At 71.8% G+C, this 22,056-nt stretch carries 24 protein-coding genes; 10 read left to right on the top strand and 14 right to left on the bottom strand.

What is annotated here, in order from left to right; genetic code table 11:
* Positions 1-32 precede the first annotated feature (32 nt).
* Entirely contained in the window at positions 33-197 is a 165-nt protein-coding gene (locus ACWEVN_RS20875) for a hypothetical protein (RefSeq protein ID WP_310975710.1), read from the bottom strand.
* A gap of 154 nt (positions 198-351) precedes the next feature.
* On the opposite strand from ACWEVN_RS20875, the gene ACWEVN_RS20870 reads away from it, so the two are divergent.
* Together ACWEVN_RS20870 and ACWEVN_RS20865 are read left to right on the top strand one after the other, a co-directional pair.
* Positions 352-1,071, top strand: a complete 720-nt coding sequence (locus ACWEVN_RS20870; RefSeq protein WP_452052362.1) for a methyltransferase — start codon at positions 352-354, stop codon at positions 1,069-1,071.
* A complete protein-coding gene (locus tag ACWEVN_RS20865) occupies positions 1,058-1,270 on the top strand; it encodes a CDGSH iron-sulfur domain-containing protein (RefSeq protein ID WP_449686027.1) in 213 nt (70 codons plus the stop codon). Before ACWEVN_RS20870 ends, ACWEVN_RS20865 begins: the two co-directional genes overlap by 14 nt.
* A gap of 42 nt (positions 1,271-1,312) precedes the next feature.
* On the opposite strand, the gene ACWEVN_RS20860 is transcribed toward ACWEVN_RS20865, so the two are convergent.
* Together ACWEVN_RS20860 and ACWEVN_RS20855 are read right to left on the bottom strand one after the other, a co-directional pair.
* A complete protein-coding gene (locus ACWEVN_RS20860; protein ID WP_449686028.1) occupies positions 1,313-2,305 on the bottom strand; it encodes an iron-containing redox enzyme family protein in 993 nt (330 codons plus the stop codon).
* A gap of 8 nt (positions 2,306-2,313) precedes the next feature.
* The gene (locus ACWEVN_RS20855; RefSeq protein ID WP_452052361.1) at positions 2,314-3,447 is read right to left on the bottom strand and encodes a carboxylate-amine ligase; all 1,134 of its coding nucleotides are present in this window, start codon (positions 3,445-3,447) and stop codon (positions 2,314-2,316) included.
* 106 nt (positions 3,448-3,553) lie between these two features.
* Between ACWEVN_RS20855 and ACWEVN_RS20850 the strand changes: the two genes are divergently transcribed.
* Positions 3,554-3,934 carry an STAS domain-containing protein gene (locus ACWEVN_RS20850; protein WP_452052360.1) on the top strand — a complete coding sequence of 127 codons (381 nt, stop codon included), beginning with the start codon at positions 3,554-3,556 and terminating at the stop codon, positions 3,932-3,934.
* 48 nt (positions 3,935-3,982) lie between these two features.
* Here the strand turns inward: ACWEVN_RS20850 and ACWEVN_RS20845 are convergent, their stop codons facing one another.
* Together ACWEVN_RS20845 and ACWEVN_RS20840 are read right to left on the bottom strand one after the other, a co-directional pair.
* The gene (locus tag ACWEVN_RS20845; RefSeq protein ID WP_452052359.1) at positions 3,983-4,660 is read right to left on the bottom strand and encodes a hypothetical protein; all 678 of its coding nucleotides are present in this window, start codon (positions 4,658-4,660) and stop codon (positions 3,983-3,985) included.
* A 225-nt stretch (positions 4,661-4,885) separates the two neighbouring features.
* On the bottom strand, positions 4,886-5,980 hold the full coding sequence (locus ACWEVN_RS20840; RefSeq protein WP_452052358.1) for a carboxylate-amine ligase: 1,095 nt from the start codon (positions 5,978-5,980) through the stop codon (positions 4,886-4,888).
* A 97-nt stretch (positions 5,981-6,077) separates the two neighbouring features.
* On the opposite strand from ACWEVN_RS20840, the gene ACWEVN_RS20835 reads away from it, so the two are divergent.
* The gene (locus tag ACWEVN_RS20835) at positions 6,078-6,557 is read left to right on the top strand and encodes a hemerythrin domain-containing protein (protein WP_310975717.1); all 480 of its coding nucleotides are present in this window, start codon (positions 6,078-6,080) and stop codon (positions 6,555-6,557) included.
* 41 nt (positions 6,558-6,598) lie between these two features.
* Here ACWEVN_RS20835 and ACWEVN_RS20830 read toward each other — a convergent pair whose 3' ends face one another.
* Positions 6,599-8,059, bottom strand: a complete 1,461-nt coding sequence (locus tag ACWEVN_RS20830) for an aminotransferase class I/II-fold pyridoxal phosphate-dependent enzyme (protein ID WP_452052357.1) — start codon at positions 8,057-8,059, stop codon at positions 6,599-6,601.
* A gap of 79 nt (positions 8,060-8,138) precedes the next feature.
* On the opposite strand from ACWEVN_RS20830, the gene ACWEVN_RS20825 reads away from it, so the two are divergent.
* The gene (locus ACWEVN_RS20825) at positions 8,139-9,326 is read left to right on the top strand and encodes an amidohydrolase (RefSeq protein WP_449686034.1); all 1,188 of its coding nucleotides are present in this window, start codon (positions 8,139-8,141) and stop codon (positions 9,324-9,326) included.
* Here the strand turns inward: ACWEVN_RS20825 and ACWEVN_RS20820 are convergent.
* Both ACWEVN_RS20820 and ACWEVN_RS20815 read right to left on the bottom strand, forming a co-directional pair.
* Complete coding sequence (locus tag ACWEVN_RS20820) at positions 9,277-10,215, bottom strand: alpha/beta hydrolase (RefSeq protein ID WP_452052356.1); 939 nt, start codon at positions 10,213-10,215, stop codon at positions 9,277-9,279. The two genes, ACWEVN_RS20825 and ACWEVN_RS20820, sit on opposite strands and share 50 nt — an antisense overlap.
* Before the next feature lie 52 nt (positions 10,216-10,267).
* The gene (locus ACWEVN_RS20815) at positions 10,268-11,164 is read right to left on the bottom strand and encodes a TauD/TfdA dioxygenase family protein (RefSeq protein WP_449686036.1); all 897 of its coding nucleotides are present in this window, start codon (positions 11,162-11,164) and stop codon (positions 10,268-10,270) included.
* A gap of 269 nt (positions 11,165-11,433) precedes the next feature.
* On the opposite strand from ACWEVN_RS20815, the gene ACWEVN_RS20810 reads away from it, so the two are divergent.
* Positions 11,434-12,651: an IS110 family transposase gene (locus tag ACWEVN_RS20810; protein WP_452052355.1), complete on the top strand. Its 1,218-nt coding sequence runs from the start codon at positions 11,434-11,436 to the stop codon at positions 12,649-12,651.
* 29 nt (positions 12,652-12,680) lie between these two features.
* Here the strand turns inward: ACWEVN_RS20810 and ACWEVN_RS20805 are convergent, their stop codons facing one another.
* The 5 genes from ACWEVN_RS20805 to ACWEVN_RS20785 all read right to left on the bottom strand — a co-directional run bounded on the left by ACWEVN_RS20805 (position 12,681) and on the right by ACWEVN_RS20785 (position 17,939).
* Entirely contained in the window at positions 12,681-13,994 is a 1,314-nt protein-coding gene (locus ACWEVN_RS20805) for an LLM class flavin-dependent oxidoreductase (RefSeq protein ID WP_452052354.1), read from the bottom strand.
* A complete protein-coding gene (locus tag ACWEVN_RS20800) occupies positions 13,991-14,833 on the bottom strand; it encodes an ABC transporter permease (protein ID WP_452052353.1) in 843 nt (280 codons plus the stop codon). The genes ACWEVN_RS20805 and ACWEVN_RS20800 overlap by 4 nt, the downstream gene beginning before the upstream one ends.
* Positions 14,830-15,603, bottom strand: a complete 774-nt coding sequence (locus tag ACWEVN_RS20795) for an ABC transporter ATP-binding protein (protein WP_452052352.1) — start codon at positions 15,601-15,603, stop codon at positions 14,830-14,832. The genes ACWEVN_RS20800 and ACWEVN_RS20795 overlap by 4 nt, the downstream gene beginning before the upstream one ends.
* Positions 15,600-16,619 (bottom strand): ABC transporter substrate-binding protein, encoded by a 1,020-nt coding sequence (locus ACWEVN_RS20790; RefSeq protein WP_452052351.1) that lies wholly within the window; start codon positions 16,617-16,619, stop codon positions 15,600-15,602. The genes ACWEVN_RS20795 and ACWEVN_RS20790 overlap by 4 nt, the downstream gene beginning before the upstream one ends.
* A 102-nt stretch (positions 16,620-16,721) precedes the next feature.
* Positions 16,722-17,939 (bottom strand): ROK family transcriptional regulator, encoded by a 1,218-nt coding sequence (locus ACWEVN_RS20785; protein WP_452052364.1) that lies wholly within the window; start codon positions 17,937-17,939, stop codon positions 16,722-16,724.
* A gap of 89 nt (positions 17,940-18,028) precedes the next feature.
* On the opposite strand from ACWEVN_RS20785, the gene ACWEVN_RS20780 reads away from it, so the two are divergent.
* Positions 18,029-18,364 carry an ArsR/SmtB family transcription factor gene (locus ACWEVN_RS20780; RefSeq protein WP_452052350.1) on the top strand — a complete coding sequence of 112 codons (336 nt, stop codon included), beginning with the start codon at positions 18,029-18,031 and terminating at the stop codon, positions 18,362-18,364.
* Between the two features lies 1 nt (position 18,365).
* Entirely contained in the window at positions 18,366-18,845 is a 480-nt protein-coding gene (locus tag ACWEVN_RS20775) for an SRPBCC family protein (protein ID WP_452052349.1), read from the top strand.
* Here the strand turns inward: ACWEVN_RS20775 and ACWEVN_RS20770 are convergent.
* Complete coding sequence (locus tag ACWEVN_RS20770; protein ID WP_452052348.1) at positions 18,814-19,782, bottom strand: helix-turn-helix transcriptional regulator; 969 nt, start codon at positions 19,780-19,782, stop codon at positions 18,814-18,816. The two genes, ACWEVN_RS20775 and ACWEVN_RS20770, sit on opposite strands and share 32 nt — an antisense overlap.
* 62 nt (positions 19,783-19,844) lie before the next feature.
* Here ACWEVN_RS20770 and ACWEVN_RS20765 point away from each other — a divergent pair, with 62 nt between their 5' ends.
* Both ACWEVN_RS20765 and ACWEVN_RS20760 read left to right on the top strand, forming a co-directional pair.
* Positions 19,845-20,972 carry an epoxide hydrolase family protein gene (locus tag ACWEVN_RS20765; RefSeq protein ID WP_452052347.1) on the top strand — a complete coding sequence of 376 codons (1,128 nt, stop codon included), beginning with the start codon at positions 19,845-19,847 and terminating at the stop codon, positions 20,970-20,972.
* A complete protein-coding gene (locus ACWEVN_RS20760; RefSeq protein ID WP_452052346.1) occupies positions 20,969-22,033 on the top strand; it encodes a winged helix DNA-binding domain-containing protein in 1,065 nt (354 codons plus the stop codon). The genes ACWEVN_RS20765 and ACWEVN_RS20760 overlap by 4 nt, the downstream gene beginning before the upstream one ends.
* The last annotated feature ends 23 nt before the right edge of the window (positions 22,034-22,056 follow it).

The raw sequence follows: 22,056 nt of genomic DNA, 5'->3' as shown, positions 1-22,056 counted from the left end.
GGACAGTCCGAACGCGACCCCGTTTTCGTGCCTCAGCCCGACTGCGGGTCGCTGTCGTCGTGCTCGTCCCCGGTCGACGTGCCCTGCTCGCCGCGGAGGGTTTCGCGCTGGGCTTCCGGCGTGTCGCCGTGCGGGTCGTCGCCCCGGGCGCCTTCGGCGGGGTCGGTCGGGTGCTGCGTGCGCTCTTCGGACGTCATTTCGTCCCTCCTTCACGGTCGTTTCCGCACCGGATACCCCGCCGCGCACCGCTCAACCACCGGCGTTTGCCGCGAAGATCGCCGGGTAAGCCGGGAGCGACGCGGTTGTCGCCGGCGATCGCGCCGGGACCGCGGTGAGGTGAAGGAGACCCAGATGACCACGTCGGCGGAACCCGTCCGCCCGGGCCCCTTGGCCGCCCGGTCCGTCGTCCACTCGCCCGTGCCGCCCGCCCCGCGGATGCTGCGGCTGCCCGGCGTCTACCGCCCCCAGGAAGACACCGCCCTGCTCGCGTCGGCGATCGCCGAACTGGCGATCCCGCCCGGCGCCCGCGCCCTCGACCTGTGCACCGGCACCGGCGCGCAGGCGGTCACGCTGGCGCGCCGCGGCGCGGGAACCGTGCTGGCGGTCGACCTTTCGCGCCGGGCGCTGGCCTCGGCGCGGCTGAACGCGCTGGTCCGGCAGCTCGCCGTGCGCCCGTGCCGGGGCGGCCTCGCCCGAGCGCTGCGCGAGGGCCCGTTCGACGTCGTCGTCGCGAATCCGCCGTACGTGCCGTCCCCGGCGGCGACGGTCCGGGCCACCCGGGGCTGGGACGCCGGCCCGGACGGCCGCGCGCTGCTGGACCCGCTGTGCGCCGCCGCGGGCACGCTGCTGCGCCCGGGCGGGACGATGCTGCTCGTGCAGTCGGCACTGTCCGATGTGGACAAGTCGCGGGAAATGCTGGCCGCGCAGGGCTTGCGCGCCACGGTGGCCCGGCGTGCGCGAATCCCGTTCGGCCCGGTCCTTTCCGGACGGACCGACTTCCTCGAGGCGGCCGGGCTGATCGAGCCCGGCCAGCGGGTGGAAGAGCTGGTGGTGCTGCGTGCCGAACGCTGAGCGCGGGCCTCGCCGGGTGACCGTCGTCCCGGGCGGCCCGGTCCTGGTGGAGGGGCCGGTCGAGCTGAGCACGCCCGACGGCGAGCTGGTGCGCTCCGACCGGTTCCTGGTCGCGGTGTGCGCGTGCCGGCGGAGCAAGCGGTTCCCGTTCTGCGACACCAGTCACCGCAAACGCGTCCGCACCCAGGCGGACGACTGACGGGCGATGGCCTCCCGGTCCGGCCGGGAGGCCATTTCCGGGTCAGCTCCGCAGGGACGACCGGCCGGCTTTCCAACGGCTCAGCACCTGCTCGCCGAAGCGGCCCTCGAGGAACTCGGTCGCCTGGATGCCGAACACGATGTCGGCGGCCAGTTCGGGCTCCTGGTCCAGCAGGTCGCCGAGCACGTCGTGGCGCATGACCTGCTCGTGGACCGCGTCGGCTTCGATGTGCTCGGTGTAGAAGAACCGGCACGCCTCCGGGGCCTCCAGGCGTCGCAGGGCCTGGTCCATCCGCTGCGCGGACGGTGCTGTCGTGATCTCCGCCGCCGCGAAGTGCCCGCACAGCGCGCCCCGCAACGACCGGTGCAGGCCGAACAGCGACATCATGTTGACCACCGCCAGCATGGAACCGGGCACCTGGTCGATGAGCTCCAGGTAGCCGTCGGGCAGCCCGGCCGCGCGCAGCAGGTCGGCGTAGAGGCGGGCGTGCACGAGCTCCGCGCGGCCGCCGCCGAATTCGTCGAACTCGACCGCCACCAGCGCGGCCTTGGCGCGGCCGCGCAGCCGCGGGATCACCCACGCGTGCGGATCGGCCTCCTTGTGGTGGTAGATCGAGCGGTGCGTGAAGTACTCCCGCAGCTGTGTCCAATCGCCGTGGTCGCGCAGGTAGTGCGAGACGCCTTCGACGTCGATCGGCTCGACCAGCAGGCCGTCGAGTTCCGCCTGGACGTCGTCGCCGCCCGCCACGTTCTCGCGCAAAGCGGCGAGGAACCGGGCCTCCAGCGCGCCGCGCAGGCGCAGCAGCTCCGGGTCCCATTCCCAGTCGGGGGACACGCCCGGCAGGCCCTGGTAGTGCAGTTCGTAGCACAGGTGCAGGGCCAGCTGGAGGTCGTCGCCGAGCGGGTCGGCGTCGGCGAGACCGTCGAAGTCCAGGTCGGCCCGCGGCTGTTCGCGCAGGAGGATGCCCAGCACCGAAGCCGAAAGCGGGCCTCGCGCGGCCGGCCGGGTGGCCGCCGCGGTGGTGGAAGTCGTCATGGTCGCGGCTACCCGGTCAGCAGCGTTCCATGCGCGGCGGGCACGGTCGCCGCGGTGAGCCACCGCACCGCGGCCGCCGTCTCCTCGCCGGCCACCGCCCGCTGCTGCGCGGCCCCGGTACCGCCGTCGCGCACCGCGTCGACGAGCTTCCGGACCTCGGCCAGGTCACCGCTGTCTTCCAGCGGCGCCCGGACGTGCGCGAGGAGGTCGTCGACGAGCGTCCACGCCGGACGGCGGGTCTCCTCGGCGGCGTCCACCAAGTCTCCGCCGAGGCCGTGACGCGCGGCGGCCCACACGGCTGCGGCGGCCACCTGCGGGGACAGCGGCGCGGCCTCCCGGCCTTCGGCGAGCTCGGCCAGCGCCCGCTGTACCAGCGCCCGGCTGAGCAGGGCCTGCAGCACGGCGTGGTCGACGGTCAGGGCGGTGTCGGCGACCCGGAACTCGACCGTCGGGAACCGGCCGGACGGGCGGGCCAGCCAGAACGTCTGGTCCGGGTCGACCAGCGCGCCGCAATCGACCAGCGTGTCGACGGCCCGCCGGTAGTCGGCGTACCCGCGCAGGTGCGGGGCGACGCCGGAGCCGGGGAAGCGGGACTGCAGGACCATCCGCCAGCTGTCGTAGCCGGTGTCGCGCCCGTGGTCGAACGGCGAATTGGCGGACAGCGCGAGCAACGTGGGCAGCCACCGGCCGAGGTGGTTGACGACGGCCACCGCGGTGTCGGGATCGGGCACGCCGACGTGGACGTGGCACCCGCAGGCCTCGTAGTCGGCGACGACGGCACCGTAGACGGCGTCGATCTCGGCGTACCGGCCGGTGCTCGCGGGTGGCTCCGCGGCCGGCGCGGGCCCGACCGGCGTGCCGGTGGCCAGCAGCGCGCAGTCTTCGGCCGCGGCGGCGCCGGCCAGCACCCGGCGCGCGGCGGTCAGCTGGTACCGGAGCTCGTCGGCGGTCGTGCAGACCCCGCTGGCGGCTTCGAGCTGCGTGAGCCGCAGTTCCCGGTGCACCCGGACGCCGTCGGGCAGCGGCCCGTGGTGGCGGTGCCGCGCCAGCACCGGCTCGGCACACGGCGAAGCGTGCCCGGTGCGAGGGTTCAAGAGGAGGAACTCCTCTTCGACGCCCATCGTGGGCGGGCCGTCGGACATGGGCAGGCTCCTTCCGGACCGGCTGGGGTTACCCGCTGCGGCCGCGGAAATGCGCCTGGACCCGGCGCTTGTTTCGCGGTTCGCCGGCCGCGGGTACCTCGCACCCATGACAACTCACGAGCGGTTGCGGGTGGTGGGCGCTCCGCCGTCGCACCGCCTGCCGTCACCCCGCGCCCCGTCCGAAGGCGACCAGGGGAGCCACCTCCGCTGGAAGAGCCCGGACGCGGTGGTCGTCGAGGTCACGGGCGAGGTGGACCTGTGCACGGTGGCGGGCTTGGCGGCGGTCCTGGACGAGCACGTGCGAGCACGCCCCGGAGTGTTGCGCGTGGACCTCGGCCAGGTGTGCTTCCTCGGCGCGGCGGGCATCCGTGTGCTCCTGCGCGCCCACCGCCACGCCGAAGCAGTGGGCGTTCACCTGGTGCTCGATCCCGGCCGGTCGCGTGCCGCGGTCCGGGCACTGGAATTGCTCGACCGGCCTCAGGGTTAGGTCGTATCCGACGACTCTTCCGGCTGCGTCAGACGCTCGACAAGGACGTCACTTCATGATGGACATCCAGGAGGCGACCTCGGCCAGTGCGTCGAGCGTCGCGCCATCGAAGTGACCGGTGGCGTTGTCGGCTTCGGCGACGACCATCCCATAGCCCTCCGGGCGTGAGGCGTAGTGCAGCCCCGTCATCTTCACCCCGGCCACCCCGAGCACCACGGCGACGTCCAGCGGCTGTACACCTCCGCTGCCCTGCACGACCGCGGCGTTGCCATGCCCGTCACCGACGGCCAGCAGCATTCGATGCAGGGACGAACACGGCGTTCTGATCAGGAACTCGCGCACTTTGTCCGTGGCTGCCGCGATGCACTCAGTCGCGTGTTCGAGATCGTGGACTTCTCGGCGCAGCTGCTTGACCTTCAGTTTGCTCCAGGCCTCGTCCGTCTTGCCTTTCTTCGCCGACTCGCGGCCTTCGGCCTCGCGAGTCTTGATCGACCGTCCCGGCAGAGCATCGACGACGTCACCAGCGGCGTTGCCGGCGAAAGCTTCGGATGCTGCTGCTCCGGCACCCACGCCGCCACCACCCGCGAACACGCCGGCCGCACCCACCCCGGCGACGCCGCTTCCGGCAAGGACGACCGCGGCCGCGACCGCCACCAAGGGGCCCGCACCGCCCTTGCCGTTCTCGATGTAGATCCGTTTTCCATTTTTGGTGATCCAGCGACCCACGTGTGCGTTTCCCCTCGCATTTGCTCAGCGCGCCTCACGTACGCGACGTGCAACTGAACATTTACGCATGGCGTCTGTGGGTGGTTGCCCGGCCATTCGAGTGAACCCAAGCGCTGGAAACAGGGCATCGAGCCGCCGGAACCCCGAATGACTTGATCGCTGGGGCTTATTGCGTGAGCGCGTCACCACCGGCCCCGGCGAGCCGGCGCCGGGGTGCGAGGCTTCCTAGTCACCGGTCAACAGATCGACCACGTCCTCGGCCCGCTCTCGTTCCCCGAACCGCCGCCGCTGGCGGTCGGCGCCGCCGCCCTCGGCGGCCAGGCGGGCCGTTCCTTCCCTCGCGAACTCCAAGTCCCCGGCCGCTTCCAAGGCCGGGGCCGTCAGCTCGACCAAGTCGTCCAGGACCGCCTTCGTCGGCTCCAGATCGCCGCTCTTCGGGTGGGGGCAGCAGCCGGTCACCCCTTCGCGCGAGGCCCGCCAGAGCTGCGCGCGCAGCACCTCGTTCGACAGGTGCGGCGCCGGACCGTCGTCGGCCAGGGCCGTGGCGACCAGGCCTCGCGCCAGCACGCCCAGCAACACCGCGTCCTCCGGCACCGCCGCGACGTCGGCGATGCGGAACTCCAGCGTCGGCTGCTTGTCCGAAAGCCGGACGTCCCAGTAGATCATTCCGCGGTCCAGGATCGAGCCCGCGCGCAGCCAGCCGTCGACGATGCTTTCGTACTCGTCCAGCGAGGCGAAGCGCGGTGGCGGCCCCGCGGACGGCCAGCGGCTCCACTGCTGGTAACGCCAGCTGCAGTAACCTGTGTCGTAGCCGTCGGAAATCGCCGAGTTCGCCGTCACCGTGAGCAGCGCCGGCAGCCAGGGCCGGATCCGGTTCAGGACCTGGACGCCGCTCTCCTTGTCCGGGATCGCCACGTGCACGTGGCACCCGCAGGTGAGCGACGTCCGGGGGGTGGCGCCGAAGTGCTCGGCCATCCGCTCGTAACGCGGGTTCGGCGTGATCACCGGCGGGTTCGTTTCGAGCAGCAGCGGGGACGCCGCCGGCAGCACGCGATACCCGCGCCGGCGGGCGGCACCCGCGAGGTCTTCGCGCAGCCCGCGCAATTGGCGCAGGGCTTCGGTGTGGGTCCGGCAGACGTCGGTGGCGGCTTCGGCCTGGGACCGCGTCAGCTCGTGCTGCAGCTCGCCTCGGTCGTCTCCGGCGGCTTCGGCCGCGTCGACGACGTCGTCGCCGGCGTGGGACAGGTGGCCGCTGCGGTCGACGACGAAGAACTCCTCTTCGATGCCGAACGTCAGCACATCGCCCGTCGGTTGGTTCACCGGTGTTCTCCTGGGGGGTCGGGGACCGGACGAATACCCGGCGGGCGGTTCGGGCAAACCGGGTTTTCCCGCGCGTGCAGCGGGTATTCGACCGGTCATGTCGACCGACGCCATCGTGCTGCTCAAGAACGATCACAAGACCGTGGAGAAGCTGTTCAAGCAATTCGAGAAGGCGGGGGAGGAGGCGTACGACGAGAAGCGCCGGATCGCCGACTCGATCATCGAAGAGCTGACCGTCCACGCCTACATCGAGGAGGAGATCTTCTACCCGGCCGCGCGCGAAGCCGTGCCGGAGACCAAGGACCACGTGCTGGAAAGCGTGGAGGAGCACCACGTCGTGGTGTGGATGCTGTCGGAACTGCTCGGCATGGACCCGAAGGACGAGACCTTCGACGCCAAGGTCACCGTGCTCACCGAGAACGTCCGCCACCACGTCGAAGAAGAAGAGGACGAGTGGTTCCCCGAGGTCCGCTCGGCGATGGGCCGCAAGCAGCTGCAGGAGCTCGGGCAGCGGATGATCGACGCCCGCTCCGACGCCCCCAAGAACCCCCTGGAACTCAAGAGCGCCAAGGCCTGACGGAGGAGGGCGCCGCTTCCCGGGAAGCGGCGCCCTCGCGGTCACCGCTTCGCGACGACCCGGATGGACTCGAGCTCGGAGTCGGCCGGGTCGGGCAACTGCATCCCGGCGCCGAGCCCGCTGCGCAGGTACTCGAGTATCGGCTGGGTGATCACCTCGCCGGGCAGCACGCCGGGCGCCCCGGGCGGGTACGGCGTGATCATTTCGGCCGCGATCCGGCCGGCCGCCTCCGCCGCGGGCACCTGCTCGGTCTCGCCGAAGAACGCGTCGCGCGGCAGCATCGCCGTCTCCAGCTCCATCTCCCGCGGCGACGGCAGGTCCACCTTCGGCGGCTTCTCGAACGACGGCGCGGCCTTCACCAGCGCTTCGACGGCGCCGAGCAGCGTGCCCGCCGTTCCTTCGTCGTCGGAGTGGGTGAACTGGGCGACGATCCGGCGGTGGTCGGACAGGCCGACCGTGACGCGCCGGTGCTCGCGCAGCCAGTCGGCGGCCTGGTACCCGCTGATGCCGAGGGGCTCGAGGTCGAGGACGACCTTGAGCGGGTCGGCCGAGTCGGCGAGGTCCGGGCCGAGCAGTTCGTCGTAGAGCACGGTGACGCCCAGCTCGCCCAGTCGGCCGCGGACCGACTCCACGAGTGTCAACGCGCCTTCGAGCAGCTCCTTGCCGTGCTCGGCCATCTGCCGGCGCCAGCCGTCGAGAGCCGCGTAGACCAGCGAACTCGCGCTCGTCGTGCCCAGCAGGTCCTCGCGCGCCTTCAGCACCTTCGGGTCCACGCGGTCGCCCTGCAGGTGGAAGACCGAGCTCTGCTCGACCGCCGCGCCCATCTTGTGGACGCTCGTGACGCACACGTCGGCGCCGACGTTCATGCCCCACGGCGGGAGTCCGTCGTGGAACGGCAGGTGCGCGCCCCACGCCTCGTCGACGATCAGCGGCAGCCCGCGGTCGTGGCACCATTCGGCGATCGCACGCAGGTCGCCGCAGGTGCCGTAGTCGGTCGGGGTCACAACCAGGGCGCCCTTGACCTCGGGATCGCGCTCGTAGGCCTCCGCGAACTCCCGCACGCCCGGCGGGTGGTTCAGGTGCCGCCCGGCGTCCCAGTGCGGCCGGACCCAGACGGGCCGGACGCCGCTGACGATCAGCCCGGAGATCACCGACTTGTGGACGTGCCGCGGCACCAGCAGCTTTTCGTGCGGACCGGCGACGGCGAGCATCGCGCTCTTCACCGAAAGCGAGCTGCCGCAGGTCGAGAAGAAGGTGTGCTCGGCGCCCACCGCGTCGGCCATCAGCTCCTGCGCTTCGGCGAGCACGCCCTTGCGCATCAGGCGGTCGTCGAGGCCGTTGAGCGCGATGACGTCGGACTTGAAGACGTCGGCGCCGACGACATCCAGGACCCGCGGGTCCACGCCGCGGCCCTGCTTGTGGCCGGGCGCGTTGAACGGGACGTAGCCGGCGCTGTGGTAGTCGCGCAGCGCCTCGAGTACCGGTGCCTTGCCGTGGTCCATGGCGCCGGAGTAGCCGGACGCGGTCCGCGTGAAACACCCCGGTGGCGTGACCGCGCGTGGTTGGGGTATCCCGGAGGGCATGGAGTGGCACGAGGAGCTGCACGAGCGGGCCGACGAGCGCATCGAGCACCTGGACGAGCGGCTGTGGGCCGTCGCCACCGCGCTGCACGAGCGGCCGGAACTGTCCTATGAGGAGCACGCCGCCGCCGAGCGGCTCACCGGCGAACTGGCCGCCGACGGCTTCGCCGTGGAAACCGGGATCGCCGGGCTCCCCACGGCGTTCGTCGCCCGCGCCGGGGAAGGGCGGCCCTGCATCGCGCTGCTGCTGGAGTACGACGCCCTGCCCGGGCTCGGGCACGCCTGCGGGCACAACCTGATCGCCGCGGCCGGCCTCGGGGCCGCGCTGGCCGCCAAGGACGTCCTGGGGGACACCCCGGGCTCGGTGCTCGCCGTGGGCACCCCGGCCGAGGAACGCGGCGGCGGCAAGGTCGCGATGGCCGAGGCGGGCGTCTTCGACGACGTCGACGCGGCCCTGATGATCCACCCCGGCGTGCACTCGTGGTCGTGGGCGCCGCTGACCGCGCAGGTCGAGGTCAAGCTGACCTTCCACGGCCGGGCGGCGCACCCGACCGGCGACCCGGAGCACGGCATCGACGCCCTCGCCGCGCTGATCCAGGCGTTCGGCGCGATCTCGGCCCTGCGCCAGCGGCTACCCGCCGGATCGCACGTCCAGGGCATCATCACCGAAGGCGGCGAGGCGACGAACATCGTCCCCGACCGCGCCGAAGGCCGGTTCGGCCTCCGCGCGCTGACGACGGACGCGCTGGACCGCCTGGTCGAGGACGTGACGACGTGCGCGGAAGGCGCGGCGCTGGCGACCGGGGCGAAGGTCGACGTCGAACGCCTGGGGCGCGGGTACGCGCACTTCCGCGACAACCCGGTGCTGTCGGAGCGGTTCACCGAGCACCTGGCGGCCTGCGGGATCCACGCGACCCCGCCGGCGCCGGGGGTCTTCCTCGGTTCGTCGGACATCGGCGACGTCAGCGTCCGGGTCCCGGCGATCCACCCGTTCGTGGGTATTGCGGCGGAGGAGAAGTCGGACCACACACCCGAGTTCGCCGAGGCGGCGGCGAGTCCGCGCGGCCGGGCGGCGATGCTGGCCTCGGCGGCGGCGCTGGCCCGCACGGTGATCGACCTGCGGACGCACCCGGCGCTGGTCAGCCGCGCGTGGGACTGCTTCCGGGACCTGGCGCGGAACGGGCGGTGACCGGCCGCCGCCGCAGCAGGCGCTCCACGTGGTTCATCGCCTCGACCCCTTCCGGGATCGCCTGCATGAGCCAGTTGTGGAACATCCCGGGGTACTCGCGGTAGTCGAGCTCGATGCCCGCGTCTCGCGCCCGGTCGGCGAAGCGGCGGGCGTCCGGCAGCAGGACGTCCCGGGTGCCGATGAACAACGTGATCGGCGCGAGCCCGGTCGGGTCGGCGTGGATCGGGCTGACCAGGGGGTCGCGCGGATCGGTGCCCTCGGCGTACATCCGGCCGGCTTCGCGCAGCCCGGCGATGCCGAGCATCGGGTCGGTCTCGTCGAGCAGTTCCGAGATCGGGTCTTCGAGCAGGACGTCCAGCCACGGCGAGTACAGGACGAGCCGTTCGGGCTGCGGCCGTCCGTGCGCGCGCAGGTTTTGCGCGATCGCGAGGGCCAGTGCGCCGCCCGCGGAGTCACCGGAGACGACGACGCGCTCGGCGTCGTTCCCGTCGTAGGCCGCCTGGACCATCGGGATGGTGGCGGTGTGGTCGTGGTGGGGGACGAGTGGGTAGACCGGCAGCGTCACCGCGCAGCCGAGCCGCGCGACCAGGTCGGCGGCGTAGCGCCAGTGGTGCTTTTCCACCTGCTCGACGTACCCGCCGCCGTGCAGGTGCAGCACGTGCAGGTCGCACGCCTGCCCGGTGCGCGGCCGGAAGGTGTAGCAGGGGAAGCCGTGCACGTCGTGCTGTTCGAGGTCGACCCGCCGCCGGACCTTGCGCGGCGGCCGGGCCATCGACGGCGTCTGGTGTCGCGGCAGCCGGTGGTGCAACGCCGAAACGTTGTCGTAGAACCGTTTCTGGCCCGACGCCCGCAGCACCGCCATCCTGACCTTCGCCTGCACACTGACCACCAGGCACTCCTTCCCGTCCGCACCCGGTTACCCGGGCACGGACGGGACCTAACTAGGCGACGGAGGTGTAGTGCGACGCGTCCCCTTCGAGCGACTCGCTGGGCCGCCCGTCGATGCCGGCCGGGACGTCGCCGGCCACCGTGACGCGGTTGAGCCGCCTCGGCAGGCCGTCGTAGTTGTCGATCGCGTAGTGCTGGGTGATCCGGTTGTCGAACAGCACCAGCTGGTCCGGCTCCCACGCCACGCGTACGACGTTCTCCGGTCGCGTCACGTAGGACTGCAGCAGCCGCAGCAGGTCCCGGGACTCGGTCACCGAGAGCCCTTCGATCCGCTGCGCGAAGCCGCCGATGAACAGGCCGCGCTCGCCGGTCACCGGGTGCACCCGCACCACCGGGTGCACGGTCCGGTACTTGCGCGAGACGAACTGCGCCCGGCGCTCGCGCTCCTGCTCGTCCACCGTCTCCGGCGGCTGGACGTAGTCGTAGTCGTTGGTGTGCACCGCCCGCAGCGTGTCGGCGAACGCCCGCAGCGGCTCCGGCAGGTCCCGGTAGGCCGCGGCGGCGTTCGCGATCAGCGTCTCCCCGCCGTAGGGCGGCACCACCAGGCTGCGCAGCGTGCTGGCCTTCGGCGGGTTGAGCACGAAGGTGACGTCGGTGTGCCAGTGGTTGGCGCGGCCCCGCTCGCTGTCGACGGGCAGGATCGTCGGCGCGCCCTCGACGGCGGGCACCGTCGGGTGTGCCTTGGTGAGCTCGCCGAAGTGCGCGGCGAACCGCTGCTGGCCCTCGTCGTCGAGGCGGACGTTCCGGAACACCAGCGCCTTGTGCTCGTGCAGGGCGTCGGTCAGGAACGCCACCTGGGCGGCGTCGAGGTCGCCGGAGGGGTCGAAGCCGACGATCTCGGCGCCGATCCTCCCGGTCAGTTTGCGGACGTCGGTGCCGATGGTGGTCACTAGTGCACCCTCTTCTCTGCGAGTCCTTGGATGGGGCTTGTGGTAGTAACTAGGCGGAAGCCGGGGTGACGGCCTGGTGCGGTAGCCCTTCGTGGGCCTGCATGACACTGCCGCCCCCGGCTTCCCCGGAACCGCGAAGCGATGACAAAGGGACGCGCCCCAGAGCGCCGGTTAGTGACCACTGCGCCCTCGGTTCCCTCTCCAGCGCCTGGTCCCTGCCCTCGGCTGTGAGCAGAAAGGCGACGCAGTTGTCGCAGCACGATGGACCGTTGTTCTTCGTCGGGATCGACTGGGCCGCGGCCGAGCACGCCGTGTGCGTGCTGGACCAGACCGGCCGGAAGGTGTCTGCGTTCACCAGCGACCACACCTCCGCCGGGTTTGCCAGGATGACCGCCCGGCTGAGCAAATTCGGTGACGTCGAACGGATGCCAGTCGCGATCGAACGCCCCGACGGGCGGCTGGTCGACGCGCTGCTGGCCGCCGGACATCCGGTGCTGCCGGTCAAACCCACCGCGATCAAGTCCTGGCGTGAGGCCGAGGTTCTCTCCGGCGCGAAATCCGACCCCGGCGACGCGCACGTGATCGCCGACTACCTTCGAGTGCGGATCCACCGGCTGCGCCCCGCCGCGCCGTTGTCCGGACCCACCAAGGCATTGCGCGCCCTGGTGCGGACCCGAGGCGACCTCGTGGACACCCGCGTCGCGGCGATCAACCAGCTCACCGCGCTGCTGGACGCCCACTGGCCCGGCGCCAAAACGATCTTCGCCAACATCGAATCCGCGATCGCTTTGGCGTTTCTGACCCGTTACCCGACGGCCGTCTCGGCGACCGGCCTGACCGAGAAGCAGCTGGCCGCCTTCTGCAAGGAACAGGGCTACTCCGGCAAAAAGCCCGCCGCCGTCTTGCTGGCCAGGCTGCGCTCGGCCCCAACCGGGCCGACTGACCCCGCCCTGTCCGAGGGCGTCCGGGACGCCGTGCTCGCGCAGGTCGCCGTGCTGACCGCTCTCAACACCGCCATCAAGGCGCTGGACCGCTCCATCGCCGAGAAGATGGACACCCATCCCGACGGGGAGATCTTCCGGTCCTTCCCCCGCGCCGGCACGATCAACGCCGCGCAGATCCTGGCCGAGTGGGGCGATGCCCGCGCCGCATTCACCCATCCTGACGCGATCGCCGCACTGGCCGGTATCACCCCGGTCACCAAGGCTTCGGGCAAGCAACGTGGTGTCTCGTTCCGCTGGGCCTGCAACAAACGCCTGCGCTTGGCCATCACGACCTTCGCCGGCAACAGCCGCTTTGCCAGCTCGTGGGCCGCCGACATCTACGAACGAGCCCGCGCGAGCGGCAAGGATCATCCCCACGCCATCCGCATCCTGGCCCGAGCCTGGGTCCGCGTCATCTGGCGCTGCTGGCAGAGCCACACGCCCTACAACCCCGCCTTGCACGGAGGCGCCCAACACCAGGCAAAACAACCTCTGGCGGCCTAACTCTGCCCCAGAGGTTGACACAAGGGGTGTCATGCGGGCTCCTTCACTCGGTTGCGGTTGACGGGCCGCGCGAGGCCGTAGTGCTCGCGCAAGGTGGTGCCGGAGTACTCGGTGCGGAACAGGCCGCGCCGCTGCAGCTCCGGGACGACGAGGTCGACGAAGTCGTCGAGCCCGCCGGGCAGGGTGGGCGGCATGACGTTGAAGCCGTCGGCGGCGCCGCCGCGGAACCACGCCTCCAGCTCGTCGGCGACCTGGACCGGCGTCCCGGCGAAGACGCGGTGCCCGCGCCCGCCGGCCAGCCGTTCCAGCAGCTGCCGGATGGTGAGGTCTTCGCGCCGGGCCAGGCCGACGACCAGGTCGAACCGGCTCTGGCCGCCTTCGGTGAAGCTGCCGACGTCGGGCAGCGGCCCGTCGAGCGGGTAGCCGGTGACGTCGTGGTCGAGCATCTTCGACAGCTGCCGCAGCCCGTAGTCCGGGATGATCAGCGCGTTCAGCTCGGCTTCGCGTTCGCGCGCCTCGGCTTCGGTGCGGCCCAGAATCGGCGAGATCCCGGGGAGGATCTTGATTTCGTCCGGCGCGCGGCCGTACTTCGCGAGCCGGCCCTTGACGTCGTCGTAGAACGCCTTGCCCTCGGCGAACGTCTGCTGCGCGGTGAACACGGCTTCGGCGTGCTTCGCCGCGTACTGCTTGCCGGTCTCCGACGAACCGGCCTGCACCAGGAGCGGGTATCCCTGGGGTGGGCGTTCGATGTTGAGCGGCCCCTGCACCTGGAAGTGCGGGCCGTCGTGCTCGATCGCCCGGATGCGGTCGGTGTCGGCGTGGACACCGCTCGGCCGGTCGACGACCGCGGCGCCGTCGTCCCAGCTGTCCCACAGTTTCTTGACGACCTCGACGAACTCCTCGGCCCGGTCGTACCGCGCCGCGTGCGACGGGCGCTTGGCGAGGTTGAAGTTCCGGGCCTCGTCGATCCCGGCCGAGGTGACGATGTTCCAGCCCGCGCGGCCACCGGAGAGGTGGTCGAGCGAGGCGAACTTGCGGGCCAGGTGGTAGGGCTCGTTGTAGGTGGTCGACGCCGTCGCGATCAGTCCGATGTGGACCGTGGACGCGGCGAGCGCCGAAAGCAGCGTCAGCGGTTCGAAATGGCTGTGCGAGTTGTGCTTGACGTTGCCCCACAGCGCGACGCCGTCGGCGAGGAAGATCGAGTCGAGCCTGCCGCGCTCGGCGGTACGCGCGATGTCGGCGTAGTGCTGCAGCGTGCGGGCCCGGTGCGGGTCGGTCGACGGGTGCCGCCACGCGGCTTCGTGGTGGCCGTTCGGCATCACGAACGCGTTGAGGTGCATCATGGCTTCTCCTTGGGACGCCAGGTGGAAAACCGCCGTTCGAGGCCGACGAAGCCGGCGTTGACGACGACGCCGAGCACCGAGACCGCGATGATCCCGGCGTACATCTGCTGGATCTGGAAGTTCACCTGGCTCGTGTTGATCAGGTAGCCGAGCCCGGCCTTGGCGCCGACCATCTCCGCGGCCACCAGCACCAGGATCGAATAGGACGCCGCCATCCGGATGCCGGTGAACACCGTCGGCACCGCCGAAGGCAGGATCACCTTCCGGAACAGCCGCGGGCTGGACAGCCCCAGCGAGCGGGCCGCCTTGACCAGCAGCGGGTCGACCGTGTTGACCCCGGCGATCGTGTTGAGCAGCACCGGCCACACGCAGGCGTAGACCACCAGGCTGACCTTCGACAGCTCGCCGATGCCCAGCAGCAGCGTGAACACCGGCAGCAGCGCCAGCGCGGCGGTGTTGCGGGCCAGCTCCAGCAGCGGCTGCAGGAACCGCGCCACCGGCCGGTACCAGCCGATCAGCAGGCCCAGCGGCACCGCGACCGCGACGGCCACGGCGAACCCGGCGGCGGACCGCCCGACGCTGGCCAGCAGGTGGTCGGCCAGTTCGCCATCGAGGGCGAGGTCCCACAGCGCCTGCAGGTCCTCCGACAGCGGCGGCAGGAACGTCCGCGTGCTCTCGTCGAGGATGAACCGGGGGACCAGTTCCCAGAGCAGCACGAACAGCACGACCGCGGCGGAGGCGTGCACCGCCCGGGTGAGCCGCTTCTGGAGCCGGCGCGGCTCCGTCGGCGGCTCCGCGGGTCTGGTGTGGACAGCGGGTGCTTCGAGGGTGGTGGTCATCGGGCCGCGCTCCGTTCGTGTTCGGCCGCCTTGCGGACCTCGTCGTGCAGCAGTTCCCAGAGCCGGTGGCGCTGCCGGCCGAACTCGGGCCCGGAGCGCACGTCCCCGGTGCGGTCGCCGAGGTCGACGTCGACGACGGCCTTGAGCCGCCCGGGCCGCGACGTCAGCACCGCCACCCGTTGCCCCAGGTAGACGGCCTCGTCGATGCCGTGGGTGATGAACACGATCGTCTTGCCGGTGCGGCGCCAGATCCGCAGCAGCTCCTCCTGCAGCTGCTCGCGGGTCTGGGCGTCGAGCGCGGCGAACGGCTCGTCCATCAGCAGCACGGCCGGGTCGTAGGCGAGGCTGCGGGCGATCGCGACCCGCTGCTTCATCCCGCCGGACAGTTCGTGCGGGTAGCGGTCCTCGAAGCCGGACAGACCGACCAGGGCGAGGTATTCGCGGGCCCGCTCGGCTCGCTGCCGCTTCCCGAGCGGCCCGCCTTCCAGACCGAATTCGACGTTGGCGCGGGCGGTGCGCCACGGGAACAGCGCGTACTGCTGGAAGACGACCCCGCGGTCGAGCCCCGGGCCGCGCACCGGCTCGCCGTCGATCAGCACCTGGCCGGACGTCGGGGTGGCGAGCCCGCCCAGCAGGTCGAGCAGCGTCGACTTGCCCGAGCCGCTGGGGCCGACGAGCGAGAGGAACGTGCCGTCGGCGATGTCGAGGGAGACGTCGTCGAGGGCGGTCAGGGCGCCGAATGTCTTGGTCACCGAGCGGATGCTGATCACTTGGTCACCGCCGGGGCGCCGTCGCGGTAGGGGTTGAACTCGTTGGTGTAGAGCCTCGAGGTGTCGATCCGGTCGTGCTTGAGGTAGCCCTCCTGCTTGAGCCACGGCTCCCAGCGGGTGTAGTCCGCATCGGAGATGAGCCCGGCGCGGGTGATGCCGACGCTCTTCCAGTACTTCAGCGTGTCGGTGCTTTCGTTGCGGCCGCGGGCTTTGATGATCTTCGTGAAGCGGGCGATGACCTCGTCGCGCGGGGTGGTGCGTTCCCACTCGATCGCCTTCGCCACGGCGGAGACGAAGATCTTCGCGGTCTCCGGGTACTTCTTGATGAAGTCGGTGCGCAGCACGTACGGGCCGCCGTTGTAGGGCCCGAACGCGCCGACGTCGGTGAACAGCGGGCGGACGCCGCCGGCCGCGAGGGCGTGGTCCTGCAGGATCCCCTGGAGCGCGGCGACGTCGAGCTGGCCGTTGCGCAGCGCCTGTTCGGCGTTCACCGGCGGGATGACGACGAGCTGGACCTGCTTGATCTCCTCGTCGGAGAGGCCCTGCCCCTTGAGCCAGGTGTCGAGCGCGGCCTCGAGGTTCGCGCCGGCGGTGTTGACGCCGACCTTCTTGCCGATCAGGTCGCGGGCGGACCGGATCGGGCTGTCCTCTTTGGTGTAGAAGCCGATGAAGGCCTTGTCGTCGGAGCCGTAGTAGTTGACGACCGCCTTGACCGGCGCCCCGGCTTCGACGAGCTTGACGACCGCGCCGGTGAAGGCACCGCCGAAGTCGGTCTGGTCGGTGGCCGCGGACTGGATGTCCTGCGGGCCGCTGATCGTGTTGCCGACCCACTTCAGCCTGACCGGGCCGAAGTAGCCCAGGTCTTCGGCGAGTTCGGGCAGGGTGACGGCGTTCGCGCTGCCTTGGTAGCGCAGCTCCAGCTTCTCCGGTTGCCCGGGCGCACCGGTGGCCGTCGCCGAAGCGCAGCCGGCCAGCAGCATCGCGGCGGCGGCGAACAGGGGCAGGGTTTTCTTCACGGTGGTTTCGTCCGTTCGGGGAGTCGGTGGGGATAGGAGCAATTGTCAGCGGCTCCCGGCCGGACGGTCAATTTTGCGAGTTCGTGAAATAACTCGTGCGCTTCACGAAGCGCGGGACCACCGCGTCGGAAGTGGACCGAGCGGGTCGTCGTAGAGGACGTCCAGGAGCACCGCCCCGCCGGCGGTGGCCAGCTCGGTGCCCGGGAAGCTCGTGCCCACAACGGTTTCCGCCGGATCGGGGCAGCGGGACCGCATTCCGACCTCCTCCCGGATGATGGGAAGGCAGTCCGGGACGTGGGCTACACTGCGGTCGACCACCACGAGCACGGCCGGATTCAGCACGTCGAGCAGAAGGGCCGCCGCCTGGCCGATGAGCTGCGCGCGTTCCTGGAACATCCGCATCGCCGCGGAATTGCCGTCCGCGGCGAGCGCGAGCAATTCCGGAAAGCCCGGGCGTGCGAGCAATCCGTTTTCCGCGGCTTTGCGGGCGAGGGTCGCTTCGGAAACGGCGGCTTCGAGACAGCCGGTGCGCCCGCACCGGCACGGCTCGGTGCTGTCGTCGACCCGCAGGTGCGCGACGGCTCCGGCGGCCGAGCGCGGCCCGTGGTGTACGGTCGCCCCGGTGGCGAAGGCGGCGTCGACGACGTTGCCGGTGAACAGCTGCACGACGCTGTCGCGGGCTCGTGGGTGCCCGAAGAGTCGTTCGGCGTGCACCAGGGCGCGCGCGTGCCCGTCGACCTCGACGGCCAGCCCGGTGCTGCCGGTCAGGAGGTCGCGGACCGGCACGTTCCGCCAGCCCAGCAGCGGGTGTTCGACCACGGTGCCGGATTCCCGGTCGACCCAGCCGCCGGTGGCGACGCCCAGGCCGAGTGGCTCGCGGTCCGGGGCGTGCCCGAGCAGGAGGTCGTCGAAGATCTCGGCAGCGCGGGCGAGCAGGTCTTCCGCGGCCAGGCCGTCGTGCGGTTCTTCGTGCTGTACCAGCACATTCCCGCGCAGGTCGAGCAGCGCGACGGTGGCGTGGTGCACGGCCAGGTGCAAGGCCCCGGCGACGTGCCGCCCGGTGTCGAGGTCGACCGGTACGTGCGGCCGCCCGACGCTTTTGCGGGACTCGGCTTCCGGGAGTTCGCGCAGGAGCCCGCGCTGGAGAAGCTCGGCGGTGTGCCCGGTGACGGCGGCGGCGGACAACCCGGTGCGGCGCGCGATGGTGCTGCGCGCGATCGGTCCGTCGTCGAGGACGGCCCGCAGCACGGTACTCGCGCTGGCGCTGCGCCGGGCGCCGCGCGCATCCGTCCTCTGTGGACTCTCCGCGCGGCTGGTCATCGGCCGATCGTCGCAGATGGAGCGGCGCGGGCCCAGCGTGCCCAGGATGCGGGCTTGACGCATACCCATATGGGAATATGATGAGCGGCGTGGCACGAGCAGCGACGACGGCCGACACCTTCAACGCCGTGGCCGAACCCCGGCGGCGGCAGATCCTCGACGTCCTCATGGACGGCGAGCGGTCGGTCGGCGACCTCGTCGACCTGCTCGGCCTCGCGCAGCCCCAGGTGTCGAAGCACCTGCGAGTCCTGCGCGAAGTCGGCGCGGTGGACGTGCGCGGCGACGGCCGGCAGCGGCTCTACCGGCTCAACGGCGCCGCGCTCAAGCCCATCCACGACTGGGTCAAGCGCTACGAACGGACGTGGGCGGCGCGGTTCGACCTGATGAACGACGTCCTCGAGGAACTCAAGGAACAGGAGCAGTGACGTGGAGATCACCACCCCCGCCGACGACCGGATCCTCATCACGCGCGAGTTCGACGCGCCCAAGCACCTCGTCTACCGCGTGTGGACGACTCCGGAGCTGGTGAGCCGGTGGTGGAGCGGCCATCGCGGCACGACCACGGAGGTCGAGCTGGACCTGCGGCCCGGCGGCCGGTGGCGGTACGTGCTGAAAACGGACGACGGCACCGAGGTCGGCTTCCACGGCGAGTACCGCGAGATCGTGCCCGGGGAGCGGATCGTCTACACCGAGGTGTTCGAGATGCCCGGCGTCGACCTCGACGACGTGGACGGCCCGCTCAACACCGTCACCTTCACCGCGCTCGACGGCGACCGCACGCGCCTGGAGCTGCTGACCGAGACCGGCAGCAAGGAACTGCGGGACACCATCCTGCAGTCCGGCATGGAGGTCGGCGCGCGGGGGCAGATGGAGCTCATCCAGGAGCTGGCGGACTCCCTGCGTTAGCCGCGCGCAGGAACCGCTCGCCCGTCTTCGCCAGCGCCTCGGCCAGCTCCGGTGCGTCGAGCACCTCGAAGTCGACGTCGAGCAGGCCCAGGTAGAGCCCGAGCATCTGCGCGTGGTCGGACCCGACCTCGGCCACGCAGCGGTCCGGGCCCTCGGCCGTCACGTCGACCGCGATCGGCAGCCGGGCCCGGACGTACTCCACCGAGGCGTGCAGCCGCACCCGGGCGTGGAACCGCCAGGTCGCCGCGCCCGCGCTGCGCTGGACGAACTGGGCGACATCGCCCTCCGGGGGCTCGCGCGGGGCGAAGCGCGGGCCGTTCGGCACCTTCGGCGTCATCCGGTCGACGCGGAAGGTGCGCCAGTTGTCGCGGGCGGTGTCCCAGGCGACCAGGTACCAGCGGCGCCCCCAGCTGACCAGGCGGTGCGGCTCGACGTCGCGGCGGCTCGGCGTGCGCTCGTGGCTCGTGTAGTCGAAGCGCAGCCGCTCGTTCGCCCGGATCGCCGCCGCGATCGCGGTCAGGACGTCCGCGTCGACGGACGGGCCGCCGCCGGGCACCGCGACCGTCGCGGTCTGGAGCGCCCGCACCCGGTGGCGCAGCCGCGACGGCAGCACCTGCTCCAGCTTGGCCAGCGCGCGCACCGACGTCTCGCCGATGCCGGCGACCCCGGCCGCCGTCCGCAGCCCGACCGCGACGGCCACCGCCTCGTCGTCGTCGAGCAGCAGCGGCGGGAGCTGGGCGCCCGCGCCGAGGCGGTAGCCGCCCTGGACGCCCGGGGCGGCCTCGACCGGATAGCCGAGCTCCCGCAGTTTGCCGATGTCGGTGCGGACGGTGCGCGCGGAGACGCCGAGCCGGTCGGCCAGGTCGGCGCCGGTCCAGTCGCGCCGCGTTTCGAGCAGCGACAGCAGCCGCAGGAGGCGAGCGGAGGTCTGCAACATTTTTCGAGGATCGCACGAATCGCGGAAGGAAGTCTTCCGCAATGGTTCATAACGTGCTGCTCATGACGAACGAAATCCGCCCCTTCCGCATCGACGTCCCGCAGGCCGAGCTGGACGACCTCCACCGGCGCCTCGCCTCCGCCCGGTTCGCCGACGCGGTGCCCGGCGACGAGCCCGACTGGTCCCGCGGCATCCCGACGAGCGTCGTCCGGGAGCTCGCCGAGTACTGGCGCGACGGCTACGACTGGCGGGCCCAGGAAGCGGCGCTCAACGCGTTTCCGCAGTTCACGACCGAGATCGACGGCCAGACCATCCACTTCCTGCACGTCCGCTCGACCCGGGCCGACGCCGTGCCGCTGCTGCTCACCCACGGCTACCCGGGCTCGGTCGCCGAGTTCCTCGACGTCCTCGGCCCGCTGACCGAGCCGGGCCCGGACGCGTTCCACGTCATCGTCCCGTCGGTGCCCGGGTTCGGGTTCTCGACGCCGTTGAGCGGCCCCGGCTGGGAGCTGGCCCGCACGACCGACGCGTTCGCCGAGCTGATGACCCGCCTCGGCTACGACCGGTTCGCCGCGCAGGGCGGCGACCTCGGCGCGGGGGTCACCGGCCGGCTCGCCGCGGTGTACCCGGATCGCGTCATCGGCACCCACGTCAACAGCGACCGCGGGACGATTGCGCTGGCGGGAGAGCAGTTGCCGATGCCGGAGGGCTTGTCGGAGGCCGAACAGTCCGAATTGGACGCCGCCCGCGCGGACTGGCAGTCCGGCCGCGGGTACCTCGACCTCCAGTCCCACAAGCCCGAGACGATCGCGGCCGCGCTCACCGACTCCCCGGTCGGGCAGCTGGCCTGGATCGCGGAGAAGTTCGAGGCGTGGACCGGCCCGGACGGCGTCGACCGCGACCGGCTGCTGACGAACATCAGCCTGTACTGGTTCACCCGCAGCGGCGCGAGCGCGGCCCGGTTCCTCTACGAGGCCGCGCACTCCGCCCACGGCTGGCTGGCGCCCTCGGACGTCCCCGCGGGCTGGGCGGTGTTCGACTCTTCCCCGGTGGTCCGGCGGATCATGGACCCCGAGGAGAAGATCGCGCACTGGTCCGACTTCGCCGAGGGCGGCCACTTCGCGGCGCTGGAGGAGCCCGAGCTGCTCGTGGCCGACATCCGCGCGTTCTTCCGCGGGCTGCGACCGTGAACGTCCGCGCGCTCAACCGGGCGCTGCTCGCGCGGCAGCATCTCCTGGAACGGACGTCGTTGCCGGCCGCGACGATGGTCGGGCACCTGGTCGGGATGCAGGCGCAGGCCCCGCTCGCACCGTACGTCGGGCTGTGGACCCGGATTTCCGGGTTCCGGCCCGGCGAGCTGGCCTCCCTGATCACCGGCCGCCAGGCCGTGCGCGGGCCGCTGATGCGGGGGACCGTCCACCTGGTCCTCGCCGAGGACGCGCGCGTGCTGCGGCCGCTGGTGCAGCGGGTGGTGGCGAACGGTTACACCGGCCACTTCGGCCGCCGCGTCGGCGACGCCGATCTCGGCGCGGTGTCCCGCTTCGGCCGCGAGCTGCTCGAAGAGCGGCCCCGGACCCGGCGGCAGCTGCAGGACGCGCTGGCCGCGCGGTGGCCGGCGCACGACGCCGAGGCGCTCTCGTACGCGGTCGGCTCCCTGGTGCCGACCGTGCAGGTGACGCCCCGCGGCGTCTGGGGTTCGACCGGCCCGGCCACGCTGACCACCCTGGAAAGCTGGCTCGGCGGTCCGCTGGACTGCCGTCCCTCCATCGAGGACGTGGTGCGGCGGTACCTGCGGGCGTTCGGCCCGGCATCGGTGGCCGACGTCCAGGCGTGGTCGGGGTTGACGAAGCTGCGCGAGATCGTCGAGCCGATGGGCCTGCGGACGTTCCGCGCGGACTCCGGCGAAGTGCTCTACGACGGGGAAGACGGCGTGCTCCCGGACCCTTCGGCACCGGCGCCGGCGCGGTTCCTGCCGGAGTACGACAACGTCCTGCTGGCGCACGCCGACCGGGCGCGGGTCCTCCCGCCCGGCCGGCGGGTCCCGCTGCCGCCGGGCAATGGCGCTTCCCGGGGAACACTGCTGGTGGACGGCTTCTACCGCGCGGACTGGCGGCTGCACGCCGACGCCCTGGAGGTCACCGCCCACGACCGGCTGACGGCGGGGGAGCGGGCGGAGATCGAGACGGAGGCCGGGCGGCTGCTGGAGTTCCTCGACGCGGGGGCGCGATCTGTGCGAATCACCGGAACTTGAGCGAGGTGGTGGGCCAGAATTGC

Source organism: Amycolatopsis sp. NPDC003861 (genome assembly GCF_053605405.1).
The sequence above is the reverse complement of the archived record's forward strand: the minus strand, read 5'-3'. Positions and strand labels throughout refer to the sequence as shown.